Raw genomic sequence first — 12,078 nt, 5'->3', positions numbered from 1 at the left:
TGCATGTGGACTCTCCGCTGAAAATGCCCATTCTGCCAGGCGAGCTTCGTGATCAAGACCTCTTGCTGCGTCTCGATCGCTTCGAATTAGACATAACGCACCATGTCCCGACCTATCAGTTTCTGCTAACTCATGCCATCTCCGGCGAGACGATGGGCAATGCTCGTCTGAGGATCGGCTCGACGAAGCATGTCGAAATGTATGCCGGCCACATTGGCTATAGCGTCTTGCCCGAGCACCGCGGCCATCGCTATGCCGCTCGTGCTGTTCGTCTGCTGATGCCATTAGCCGCGAACTTAGGAATCGATCCGGTATGGATTACATGTGATCCGGAGAACATCGCCTCGCGCAGAACGCTTGAGCTAACAGGAGCGGAGCTCATTGAGATCGTCGATGTGCCCAAGGACTGCATCATCCATCAGAAGGGTCATCCCAGGAAGTGCCGCTATCGCCTCTCCTTGAACACATAAGCGGTCGCTGGAAGTTAGAATAAAAAGCAATCAACATAACGGACAGAAAAGGTCATCACAGAACCCATGCATCGCTGGTCCCAACTCTTCATTCCCACCCTTCGTGAAGCTCCTGCAGACGCCGAAGTTGCCAGTCACAAGCTGCTGCTGCGCGCCGGTTATATCCGCCAGCTCGGCGCAGGCATCTACAGCTATCTCTTTCTCGGCAACCGGTCGATCAACAAGATTGTCGGCATCGTGCGCCAGGAGATGGACAAGATCGGACAGGAGTTTCTGCTGCCCGCGCTGAATCCGCGCGAGATATGGGAAGAGTCCGGCCGCTGGCAGGTTATGGGCGACAACATGTTCCGCCTGAAGGACCGCAAAGGCGCCGACCTGTGCCTTGGCATGACGCACGAAGAGGTGATGACCTCCATCGCGCGCAACGAGCTGCGCAGCTACAAACAGCTTCCGCAGATCTGGTATCAGATTCAAACCAAGTTCCGCGACGAGCCACGGCCGAAGTCCGGCTTGTTGCGCGTGCGTCAGTTCATCATGAAGGACGCCTACTCGTTCGACATCGACGAGGCGGGCCTCGATGAGAGTTACAACAAACACGACAAAGCCTATCGCCGCATCTTCACCCGCTGCGGTCTTCAGTTCGTTGCCGTCGAAGCCGACTCCGGAGCCATGGGCGGCTCCGCCTCGCAGGAGTTCATGGTCTACACCGAGGCAGGCGAAGACCTGATCGCCAGCGCTCCGTCCGGCTATGCCGCCAATCTCGAGAAGGCCACTTCCAAACTCGCCCCGGTCGAAGACCTTGCAGCCACCGGCGACGGCTCGCCCGAGCTCGTCCACACGCCGGGCCAGCGCACGATTGAAGAGGTCGGCGCATTTCTCAACGTCCAGCCGCAGCATCAGATCAAAACGATGGCTTACATCGTTGATCTGCCGAAGGCCGACCACGACAAGCTCGGCGCTGTGCGCCCGGTGGTCATCTTCCTGCGCGGAGATCACTCGCTCAACGAAGCCAAGCTCGCAGCGCTTGCAGGCGGTGAACTGCGTCCGATGACGCCGGAAGAGATCATCGAAATCTTCAAGGCTCCGGCAGGCTACCTCGGCCCCATCGGCGTGGAGGCTGCGCCGCATCCGAAGAAGCCGGGCACGCTCGTCATTCTCGACAAGGCTCTCGAAGGTCGCACCAACCTTATCGCCGGGGCCAACAAAGAGGAGTACCACCTCCGCAATGTCACGCCGATGCGCGATTTCAAGCCGACGCTGACCGCCGACGTTCGCAACATCAATGAAGGCGAGCCAGATCCCATCAACGGTGAGCCGCTGCGTCTCGGCAAAGCCGTCGAGATCGGCCACATCTTCAAGCTCGGCTACAAGTATTCGAAGTCCATGGGAGCCTCTGTCCTCAACCGCGACGGCAAGGAAGTCACGCCGATCATGGGCAGCTACGGCATCGGCATCGAGCGCATCCTCACCGCTGCCATCGAATCCTCCGCCGCCGCGAACAATGGCTCGGCTTATGCGCTGCATCCGGCGATCGCTCCCTTCCAGACTGTCGTTACCATCACCAATGTCGCGGAAGCCAACCTGCTCGCCGCAGGTGAAAAAATTGCAGCAGAACTCGAAGCCGCAGGCATCGATGTCCTTCTGGACGATCGTGATGAGCGTGCGGGCGTCAAGTTCAAGGACGCCGACCTCATTGGTATCCCCTATCGAATCAATATTGGACGCGGCGTTGCTGAGGGCAAGGTTGAGGTTGTCGATCGTCTCGCAGGCACTATGCAAGAGGTTGCACTCGATGCCGTAGCAGCAACGGTTGCCAAACAGGTAACATCCCGGTTGCAACCCTGATCCCCGGTTTTGGCCATCTAAGCGTCTTATAGAAAGAGCACTTTGCCCGTCAAACTCAAATACGGCAGCAGCAAATCGAGCAATACGCGAACCAGCCTGATCGAGCGGTTACATCTTGAAAACCGCTTCGTGCGCATGGCGCTTGTCGCCGTGCTCGGTTGCCTTGTGATCGCAGTCGCCTTCTTTGGCTATCTCTACTTCAAGTACGAGCGCATCGTTGACGATCGCCTGAAAAACGGCCCCATCTTCGCCAACGTCTCGCAGATCTATGCTGCTCCCCGCGAAGTGCGCGACGGACAGAAGTTGACTGCCTCTGCCATTGCCTCCGACCTCCGGCGCGCGGGCTACAACAGCAATCCGCAGCTTGGCACCTACCAGCTCAACGGCGACAGCATCTTTATCAAGCCTGGCCCGGAGAGCTATCACACCACCGACGGCGCAACCATCTCCACCTCAGGTGGCGTCGTGCAGAAGATCACTGCGGAGAACAGCGCGGAACTAAGCGCCTATGAGCTGGAACCGCAGCTCATTACGGCACTCTCCGAAGACAACAGCCGCACCAAGAGGCTGCTTGTCACCTACAAAGACATCCCTCCGCGCATGGTGCAGTCCGTGCTGGCCATCGAAGATCGCAGATTCTTCGAGCACGGCGGCATTAACTACGTCAGCATGCTCGGCTGGATCTGGCACGACATGATCGGCGACCGCAAAGTGCGCGGGGGCGGATCGACCCTGACCATGCAGCTGGCGAAGCTGCTCTTCGTCGAGCCCAACCGCTCCAACAAGCTGGAGTTCATCAAGTACAAGCTCACCCAGATTCTCGTCGCCTTTCAGCTCGAGGCACGCTTCACCAAGCAGCAGATCTTCGAGATTTACGCCAACCAGATCAACCTGGGGCATCGCGGCAGCTATGACATCAATGGCTTTGGCGAGGCTTCACAGGCCTTCTTCGGCAAAGACATGAAGCAGCTCGATACAGCCGAGTGCGCCATGCTGGCCGGCATGATTCAGAGCCCCAGCCGCCTCAATCCGTATCGCCATCCCGAACGCGCACTGGCCCGCCGCAATATCGTCCTCGACTCGATGGTCGAAACCAACGCCATCACGCCCAGCGAGGCCACGCATGCCAAGGCCGAGCCATTGAAGCTCGCTGCCCCCAACGTCGAGGCCAGCGAAGCTCCCTACTTCGTCGACATGGTCCACGATCAGCTTGTTCAGCGCATCAACGATCAGGACCTCGCGCACCAGAACCTGCGCATCTATACCTCGCTCGATCCTGAGTTGCAGCAGGTCGCCTCAGAAGCTGTTGAGCTCGGCATGAAGAGCGTCGACGAACTTGTGCGTAAGCGTTACGCCCGCAAGCAGGACAATGGCCCCATCACCTACCCGCAGGTTGCGCTCATTGCTCTCAATCCCCACACCGGCCAGATTCTCGCTCTCGTCGGCGGAAGAAACTATGCGACCTCGCAGCTCAATCATGCTGTCGCCCAGCGCCCGACGGGTTCGATCTTCAAACCCTTTGTTTATGCAGCCGCTTATAACACCTCGTTGAACGGAACCAACCTCGACGGCAACGGCCCCTTCACCGCTGTTACCAAGATCAACGACGATCCTCAAGACTTCGGAACCGGGGGCAAGTCCTATATACCCGGCAACTTCGTCAAGGGCGAATACCCTGGCATGGTCACCGCCGCCGATGCCCTCGCGCACTCGCTGAACATCGCGACTATCGCCCTTGCGCAACAGGTCGGCTACAACAACGTCGCCGCGCTCGCCCGCTCTGCAGGCATCACCAATGCGCGGGGCACCCCTTCCATGGCCATTGGAACCTACAACGCCACGCCTATCGATATGGCGGGTGCATACACGGTCTTCGCCAACAATGGCGTCCACATCAATCCGTGGATGCTTGCCTCCGTGCGCAACTCCTCCGGCGACATCGTCGCCGACTACTCGCCGGAAGCCAAGCAGGTTCTCGATCCCCGCGTCGCCTTTCTCACCCAGTCCCTCATGGAAGGTGTGATGAACTACGGCACCGCCGCTGGCGTACGCGGACGCGGCTTTACCGCACCGGCTGCCGGTAAGACCGGCACCGAGCACGATGCCTGGTTCGCTGCTTACACCTCCACCCTGCTCTGTGTCGTCTGGGTCGGCAACGACGACTACACCGACATCAAGCTCCAGGGCGCCGACGCCGCTGCTCCCATCTGGACCGAGTTCATGAAGCGGGCCATCCAGCTTCCCCAGTACTCCGACGTCAAGTCCTTCTCGCCGCCTTCAGGCATCACCGTCGCGCGCATCGACCGCGTCTCCGGCCTGCTCGCCGACTCCAGCTGCCCCGAGAAAAACCTATACGCAGCCTTTCTCGATGGCACCGCACCGACCGGCTCCTGCAGCCAGATGAACGAGAATCCGCAGAACTTCTTCCAGAAGCTCTTCGGTCTCGGCGGACATGCGTCTCCAGAACCGCAACCCGCCGAGCCTCCCGTCAGTCAGCCGGTGTCCCATGCCCCGCATGGAACCGATGCCGAGCCCGCACTGCCGCAGCCAGCAGAACCGCAGCCACAAAAGAAAAAGAACATCTTCCAGAAGATCTTCGGTGGCGGAGGCGACAAGAAAAAAGAGCAGCAACCCGCACAGCAGCCTCCTCAATAAACCTCTTCTTCACGCAGGCCGGTAGAAGTACGAGCTTTCATTCGTAGAGAACTCCACCGCAAACTGGTCCGTCGATTCGTCCGCCTGCTCTGCATTCCCCAGCAGCAGATACCCCTCGCGCGCCATCTGCCGATGCACATGGCGGAAGACCGTGCTTCTGTCCTGCTGCGAAAAATACAGCAGCACATTCCGCAACAGCACCAGATCGAAGACCGGCAGAAAGGAAAGCGGCATACAGAGATTCGCGCAATGAAACTCACACATCGCACGCACCTGCGCACTGATCTCCCACTCTTCTCCATCGCGCACCATGTAGCGCAATAACATCCCCGCAGGCAAACCCCGGTTCACTTCAAGACGACTATACCGCCCACGCTTCGCATACTCGACAACGCGGCGCGAAATGTCCGTTCCGACAATCTTCACATCCCAATCCGCAAGCTCCGGGAAATGCGAAAGCATCAGCATCGCCATGCTGTACGCCTCCTGCCCGGTCGAGCTCGCTGCGCTCCATATCCGCAGACGCCGCTCTTTTTTCTTCTCCTCCATCAGCCGCGGCAGAATCGTTCTGCGCAAAAGCTCATATGGCTTCACGTCACGAAAGAAGCTCGTCTCATTGATCGTCATTGCCTCGGCCACTGCACGATGCAGATGCGCCGGACGATTCGTGCGCAGCATCTTCACCAGGTCTTTCACGCTCGATGCACCGGCCATCTGCACCACCGGCGTCAACCTGGTATCGAATAGCGCATTGCGAGACGGATCAATCAAATTCGCCGACTGCTGCAATACCAGATCGCGTAAATAACTGTAATCCGCGTCAGAACAGCCCATGCGCTACCTCCCCACGCGTACGCGCGTGGTTCGTTACGCGCAGCGCCTCCGTCTCTCTGGCAGGACGTCCTGTACGCACCCACTGATTCACCTCACGCGCCAGTGCCTGAAGCGGCAGCGTTGCCGCAGCGATGCCCGACTCCGCCACGCGGCCCGGCATCCCCCAGACCGCCGAAGTCGCCTCATCCTGCGCCAGTACGACGCCTCCCTGTGCATGAATCGCGCGTGCGCCATCCAATCCATCCGAGCCCATCCCCGTCAGCACCAGCGCCAGAGAACCCGCGCCATACAACCTCGCAGCCGAATGAAAAAGATAATCCACCGCTGGCCGGCAGTGATGCAGCGGCTCCTGCCAGTGCAGCTTGATAGCCGCACCGCGCGCAGGTCTGACGGCATCCCAGTTGCTCAGAGCCTGCGGCATCACCTCCATATGCGCATCTCCTGGAGCCAGCCATATCGTCCCCGGCCTGATCTGCGCCCCGTGATAGGCCTCCTCCACTCTCAGCGGACAGATTCTGCCTAATCGCTCTGCCAGCACGCCCGTAAAAAGCTTCGGCATGTGCTGCACAATCAGCACCGGCACAGGAAAATCCTCCGATAGTCGCGGCAGCAATTGCTCAAGCGCAGCCGGGCCTCCCGTCGAAACGCCAATCACTACCACCTCAAGCGGAGCACGGCGTTCGTGGCTCGCATCCGATCGTCTCTCCTGAACAGCCGTCGAAGCAGGAGCTGCGGAACGTACCGCAATCATGTTCTCTCTGCGTCCGGCAGCAAGCGCCGCAATGCGCGGCAATAGCTGCTGCGCCAGAGAGAACAACGCGCTTTCAAAATCTCTCTGCCCGGCAGGCTTCATCACATAGTCCGAAGCCCCGCGCGCAAGCGCATCCAGCGTTGCACGCGCTCCACGCTCCGTATGCGAGCTGCACATAATCACCGGCAGCATCGACCGCGACGTGCGCAAACGGTCAAGCACCTCCAGCCCGCTCAGCTGTGGCATCTCAAGATCGAGAACAAGCACATCCGGCTTCAAACGCTGGACGGCATCCAGACACTCCACGCCATCACGCGCAGCGCCTACAAGCTCCATGCCCGGCAACTCGGCGCCGCGTCCATCGGCGCCATGACGCAAAAACAGCGCTCGCATCACGCCGCGCATCACGGCTGAATCATCTGCGGCAAGAATCCGGAGAGGACGCTGCCTCATAGTCTCCGTCTGCATCTTCCTTCTTTCCTCAAACCGATCTCGTCACGCTCCAACTTCAAGCCGCAAAGCCAAGTAGCATCATCTTTTCGCGCAGGCTCTCCTGCGTAAACGGCTTCATCAGGAACTCGTCAGCGCCGTTGTCCAGAGCCCGCAGGATAAAGCTGTTGTCGGCCTCAGTCGTCACCATCATCACCTTCATCTCTGGCTGCAGTCTCGCCTGCCGCAACGCCTTCACGCATTCCAGGCCGTTCATGACCGGCATATTCACATCCAGCAGCATCAGGTCGAACTCCCGGTCTCGTTGCGCCGCCAGCACCTCCAGCGCAGCACTGCCGTCCGCAGCCTCTTCGCAAGCCATGCCCATGCCGTCCAGCAGATGCCGCAGGTACTCCCGCACAAAGCTGGAATCGTCCACAATCAACACCCTCATGCCGCTTCTCCTGGCGCTCCATGCCGAAACATCCCCGTCTCCGCCAGGCGCGAGGGACGCAGCTTCTGCGGGTCAAGCTGAATCATCAAGCCAGATTGCATCTTGTACGCGCCATCAAACAACCACTTGCATCGCGAATCCAGCGTGCATGGATTCGACTCCAGCATGCGTTTGCTCACTGTCACTACGCCGCCGACCGAATCCACCAGCAGCCCAAACCGCTCCTGTCCTTCATCGTCTTCCAGCACCAGCACGCACCCCGGCCTCTCGCTTTCACTAAGTCCAAGCAACGCGCGAAAGCTCACCGCCGTCAGAACATCGCCGCGATAAGGCACAACGCCTGCGACAAACACCGGGGCCATCGGAACACGCTCAAGCTCTCTCTTCCCCAGCACCTCACGGATCTTGCCGGTATCAATGCCAAAGCTCTCATCGCCTGCAAACATCGAGCACAACGAGATGCTGTCGTCCTCGTGAATCTGCTCCAACTCCTGCGCCACAATCTTCACGCCACATCCCTCCATCCCGTCGTCATCTCTGCGTCCAGGCCGCGGTAAACCGCCGTCAGCTTCTCCTTCACCAACGCCATCTCCACGCCTCCCGTGGCCTTGTCCTGGTCCACCAGCGCTCCATCCGAAACATCCAGCACACGCCTGACCACAACTCCCATGCGCGACGCCGTCTTCGCATGCGCATCGCCACAGATCAATACCGTCGCTACCTCATGCTGCGGTCCATCCGCTTCCAGTTCGTCAAGCACATGGCCATCGTCACGCAGCGGTAACAGCTCGCCGCGATACTGCAGCAAAGCACGTCCGTTCACATACTCAATCTGGCTCAGAGGAACACTCTCAATCCTCTCCACCAGTTCCAGCGGAAGCGCCGTGCGCTCACGCGCCCTGTCTTCGAAAACCAGAAACAGCTCTTCATGCTTCTGCCTTACCTCTGCTGTCTTCTCCTCTTCTTCTTCCACCACAGGCTTCACACCCGCACGAGCCGCAGTAGCTGCGATATCGAGAATCAGCGCCAGAGCGCCATTTCCAAGCACCGTCGCTCCCGAAAACAATCCCACCTCGCGCAGCACCGCCGACAACGGCTTCACCACAATCTCTTCCGGGGCGAGCAGGTCATCGACGACCAGACCATAGCGACATCCCTCTGCCTCAAGCACAGCCATGTAGAACCCGTGCTCTTCAGCTGACGTCTTCAACCCGAGCAGCCGGTCAAGCCACACCATCGGCAGCAGGCGGCCACGCAGACGATAGACCTCCGCCGCACCCACCCGCTCCACGGCCTGCGAGGCATCGCGCGCCGGGATGTAGACCAGCTCCACCAGCGTCGTCTGCGGCAAAGCAAAGCTCTGTCCGCCACTGCGAACCACCAATGCAGGCACAATCGCCAGCGTCAGTGGAACCCGCAGGCGCAACGTCGTTCCGACGCCCACTTTCGATTCAAGCTCAACGCTGCCGCCTACCTTCTCAATATTGGCTCGCACCACATCCATACCGACGCCGCGGCCAGAAACCGTCGTCACCGCGGCAGCCGTCGAAAAGCCTGGCAGGAAGATCAGTTGCAGCGCCTCGCGCTCGCTCATCTCCGCTGCCTGTTCCGCCGTCACCAGACCGCGCTCGATGGCCTTCGCCAGAACACGCTCCATTGCGATTCCGCCGCCATCGTCCGAAACCTCGATGACGACCGACCCTCCTTGATGGAAGGCCTTCAGTGTGATGCATCCCTCTGCAGGCTTGCCTCGAAGCACGCGGTCCGACGCCGGTTCGATGCCATGATCCACCGCATTCCGCACCGCATGCGTCAGCGGATCTTTGATCGCCTCCAGCAAGCTCTTGTCTAAGCCCGTCTCCTGGCCGAAGAACTCAATGCGCACTTCGCGGCCACACGTCCGCGCCAGATCGCGAACCATGCGCGGAAATTTTCCGAACAGATTGCCGACCGGCTGCATGCGTGCCTGCATCACCGTCTCACGCAGATCGGCCGTCACGCTATCGAGCCTGCGAGCAAGCTCAGGAAAGCTCGTCGACTCCACGCCGCTCTGCAGCATCTGGTTGCGCGTCAGCACCAGTTCGCCCACCAGATTCATCATGCGGTTCAGCACATCCACATCGATACGTAATGTCTTGTCGTTGCTTGCGCCAGCGCCTGCGGCAGCAACCGCTGGCGTCTTCTCTGCCTGCGACTCCGCCGCAACGTGCGTCTCCGCAGTCTTCATGATGATGGGCGTTGGCTCGTTTACAGACGAATGGTCATCTTCCGCTTCGCTGTTCAGCGCGGCCAGCTCTTCGATAAGCTCACGATCTTCGGTCCCTGTGCGCTGCCCCTCGCTCCCCGTCTCATCGATCAAAGCAAGAATGGCCCGTAGCCCATCCAGCAGGCGCAGAAGCCCGCTGATCAGCTCTTCGCTTACCGTAATCCTTCCTTCGCGAAGCGACCCCAGCAAATGTTCACCCGCATGCGCCAGCTTCTCCAGCCGCGAGAACCCGAGGAATCCCGTCGTTCCCTTGATCGTATGCACCGCCCGGAAGATCTCACCCACCAGCTGGGCGCAATCCTCGGGCCTCGTCTCCAGCTCGGTCAGGCACCGCTCCATGCGGTCCAGACCCTCCTGGCTCTCTGCGATGAATTCTTTCGTCAGCTCGTCCACATCTTCTATATCGGAGACAGGCACACAGATCGTTAGCCCCGTCCGCTTGCCTTCGCTAAAGTGCACCCGTTAGCCTCAATCCCATGTCGCAAAACAACACATCGGGCATCTCTTCGAAGCAACTCGAAGCTCTGCAGCAGAAAGCGCGCGCCGTCGCCGCCAACGCCTACGCACCCTACAGCCACTTCCGCGTCGGCTCCGCCCTCCTCCTCGAAGACGGCAACATCGTCACCGGCTGCAACGTCGAGAACGCCTCCTACCGCCTCACCACCTGTGCCGAACAATCCGCCATCGCTGCTGCCGTCGCTCTGCACGGCCCCGCCCTCCGCGTTCGCGCCGCCGTCATCGCTAACCTCAATAACGCCTCCAGCCAGCCTTGCGGAGCCTGCCGCCAGACCCTCCACGAGTTCAGCTCCGCAACAACCGAAATCTTCTTCCCTGCCCAAGACGGCTCTCTTACGCGCATGACGATGCACGATCTCCTGCCTGCCGCATTCCGTTTAAATACCGACAACGCATAACTGATACTCTTCAGCTCCCATGAACATTCATCCCATCGACGTCATCCTTCACAAGCGCGACGGACTCACCCTCACCGACGACGAAATCCGCGCCTTAGTTCGCGCCATCGTCGAGCGCACTCCCGACCGCCAGCTCGTCACCGACGCACAGATCGCCGCACTTCTCATGGCGATCTTCCTTCGCGGCCTCGACCCGCGCGAACTTGCCACGCTCACCTCGGCCATGCGCTTCTCCGGCGATACCTTCGACGCCGCACCGCTTCACACCTTCACCATCGACAAGCACTCCACCGGCGGAGTCGGCGACAAGACATCCCTGCTCATCGCCCCCATCCTCGCCGCCGCGGGTCTCGCCCACCCAACAACCTCTGGAGTCCCCGGCATCTGCGTCCCCATGATCAGCGGCCGTTCTCTCGGGCACACTGGCGGCACACTCGACAAGCTCGAAACCATTCCCGGCTTCAATACGCAGCTCAATCTGCAGCAACTCGCCGATACGCTTCGCAAGTGTGGCGCAGCACTCATCGGCCAGACACCGCGCATCGTCCCAGCCGACCGCACCCTCTATGCCCTGCGCGATCACACCGGCACCGTCGAGTCCCCCTTCCTCATCACGGCCAGCATTATGAGCAAGAAGCTCGCCGAGAGCCTCAACGCCCTCGTTCTCGACGTCAAGGTTGGCTCCGGCGCCTTCATGCCCACCTACGAAAAATCAAAGTTCCTCGCCGAGCTGATGGTTCGTACCGGCGAATCCGCCGGCACCCGCACCGCCGCCCTCCTCACCTCGATGGACGAGCCACTCGGCCGCTTCTCCGGCAACTGGATCGAAGTCTGGGAGTGCGTCGACATCATGCAGAACAAGCGTCACCCCATGTCGGCCGATCTGATCGAGCTATCCAATATCCTCTCCGGTTGGATGCTGCACCTCGCAGGCCACGCCAGCAATCCCGAAGAGGGCGCGAAGCTCTCCGACCAGATCCTCCAGTCCGGCGAAGCCTACAAGGCCTGGCTCCGCATCATCGAAGCCCAGGGAGGAGACATCAGCGTCTTCGACGCACCCGCCACCCGCCACAAACCTTCCGCCACGCGCGTACTCAAGGCTTCACGCTCCGGCTATCTCGCCTCCATGGACTGCAAGCAGGTCGGCTGGGCCGTTCAGCGGCTCGGCGCAGGCCGTGCCAAACCCGGCGATCCCGTCAGCGCGCAAGCGGGTATCGAGTCCCACGCCAAGCTCGGCAACCGCATCGAACAGGGCCAACAGCTCTTCACTCTCTTCAGCGAAGACGCCGCTCTGCTCAACGAACCGGAGCAGATGCTGCTCGACACCATCGTCATCGCGGACGCGCCGCCAACCGTGGCCCCACTGATCCGGGAAACCATCACAGCCGCATCGCTCGGCAAATAGTCCCTGTAACTCCAGCAACTCCAGCCTTTACGGTCAAATAGCGGCCGAAGACAAT

General features: G+C 60.3%; 10 protein-coding genes. 5 read left to right on the top strand and 5 right to left on the bottom strand.

What is annotated here, in order from left to right; translation table 11 throughout:
• The first annotated feature begins 23 nt into the window (after nucleotides 1-23).
• From KFE13_RS18010 to KFE13_RS18000, 3 genes are all read left to right on the top strand, one after another.
• Entirely contained in the window at nucleotides 24-470 is a 447-nt protein-coding gene (locus KFE13_RS18010) for a GNAT family N-acetyltransferase (RefSeq protein ID WP_260704976.1), read from the top strand.
• A gap of 66 nt (nucleotides 471-536) precedes the next feature.
• Nucleotides 537-2,315, top strand: coding sequence for a proline--tRNA ligase (locus tag KFE13_RS18005; protein WP_260704975.1), 1,779 nt, complete (start codon nucleotides 537-539; stop codon nucleotides 2,313-2,315).
• A gap of 42 nt (nucleotides 2,316-2,357) precedes the next feature.
• Complete coding sequence (locus tag KFE13_RS18000; protein WP_260704974.1) at nucleotides 2,358-4,970, top strand: transglycosylase domain-containing protein; 2,613 nt, start codon at nucleotides 2,358-2,360, stop codon at nucleotides 4,968-4,970.
• 9 nt (nucleotides 4,971-4,979) lie between these two features.
• Here KFE13_RS18000 and KFE13_RS17995 read toward each other — a convergent pair whose 3' ends face one another.
• Genes KFE13_RS17995 through KFE13_RS17975 form a run of 5 tightly spaced genes read right to left on the bottom strand, consistent with a single transcriptional unit; the run spans nucleotide 4,980 to nucleotide 10,163 of the window.
• Nucleotides 4,980-5,804, bottom strand: a complete 825-nt coding sequence (locus KFE13_RS17995) for a CheR family methyltransferase (RefSeq protein ID WP_260704973.1) — start codon at nucleotides 5,802-5,804, stop codon at nucleotides 4,980-4,982.
• On the bottom strand, nucleotides 5,791-7,023 hold the full coding sequence (cheB, locus tag KFE13_RS17990; protein ID WP_260704972.1) for a chemotaxis-specific protein-glutamate methyltransferase CheB: 1,233 nt from the start codon (nucleotides 7,021-7,023) through the stop codon (nucleotides 5,791-5,793). Before cheB ends, KFE13_RS17995 begins: the two co-directional genes overlap by 14 nt.
• A gap of 40 nt (nucleotides 7,024-7,063) precedes the next feature.
• Nucleotides 7,064-7,438: a response regulator gene (locus tag KFE13_RS17985; protein ID WP_260704971.1), complete on the bottom strand. Its 375-nt coding sequence runs from the start codon at nucleotides 7,436-7,438 to the stop codon at nucleotides 7,064-7,066.
• On the bottom strand, nucleotides 7,435-7,947 hold the full coding sequence (locus KFE13_RS17980; protein WP_260704970.1) for a chemotaxis protein CheW: 513 nt from the start codon (nucleotides 7,945-7,947) through the stop codon (nucleotides 7,435-7,437). Before KFE13_RS17980 ends, KFE13_RS17985 begins: the two co-directional genes overlap by 4 nt.
• On the bottom strand, nucleotides 7,944-10,163 hold the full coding sequence (locus KFE13_RS17975; RefSeq protein WP_260704969.1) for a chemotaxis protein CheA: 2,220 nt from the start codon (nucleotides 10,161-10,163) through the stop codon (nucleotides 7,944-7,946). Before KFE13_RS17975 ends, KFE13_RS17980 begins: the two co-directional genes overlap by 4 nt.
• Before the next feature lie 17 nt (nucleotides 10,164-10,180).
• On the opposite strand from KFE13_RS17975, the gene cdd reads away from it, so the two are divergent.
• Together cdd and KFE13_RS17965 are read left to right on the top strand one after the other, a co-directional pair.
• Entirely contained in the window at nucleotides 10,181-10,618 is a 438-nt protein-coding gene (gene cdd / locus KFE13_RS17970) for a cytidine deaminase (RefSeq protein ID WP_260704968.1), read from the top strand.
• A 19-nt stretch (nucleotides 10,619-10,637) separates the two neighbouring features.
• Nucleotides 10,638-12,023, top strand: a complete 1,386-nt coding sequence (locus tag KFE13_RS17965; RefSeq protein WP_260704967.1) for a thymidine phosphorylase — start codon at nucleotides 10,638-10,640, stop codon at nucleotides 12,021-12,023.
• Nucleotides 12,024-12,078: the final 55 nt, after the last annotated feature.

Origin of the sequence: Edaphobacter flagellatus, assembly GCF_025264665.1 — a bacterium.
Lineage (GTDB): Bacteria > Acidobacteriota > Terriglobia > Terriglobales > Acidobacteriaceae > Edaphobacter > Edaphobacter flagellatus.
Note: the sequence above shows the minus strand (reverse complement) of the source record. Positions and strands in the feature narration are given on the sequence as shown.

Coding starts and splice junctions, on each gene's coding strand:
- KFE13_RS18010 (WP_260704976.1), top strand. CDS start 24: ATGCCCATTCTGCCAGGCGAGCTTCGTGATCAAGACCTCTTGCTGCGT.
- KFE13_RS18005 (WP_260704975.1), top strand. CDS start 537: ATGCATCGCTGGTCCCAACTCTTCATTCCCACCCTTCGTGAAGCTCCT.
- KFE13_RS17995 (WP_260704973.1), bottom strand. CDS start 5,804: ATGGGCTGTTCTGACGCGGATTACAGTTATTTACGCGATCTGGTATTG.
- cheB (WP_260704972.1), bottom strand. CDS start 7,023: ATGCAGACGGAGACTATGAGGCAGCGTCCTCTCCGGATTCTTGCCGCA.
- KFE13_RS17985 (WP_260704971.1), bottom strand. CDS start 7,438: ATGAGGGTGTTGATTGTGGACGATTCCAGCTTTGTGCGGGAGTACCTG.
- cdd (WP_260704968.1), top strand. CDS start 10,181: ATGTCGCAAAACAACACATCGGGCATCTCTTCGAAGCAACTCGAAGCT.
- KFE13_RS17965 (WP_260704967.1), top strand. CDS start 10,638: ATGAACATTCATCCCATCGACGTCATCCTTCACAAGCGCGACGGACTC.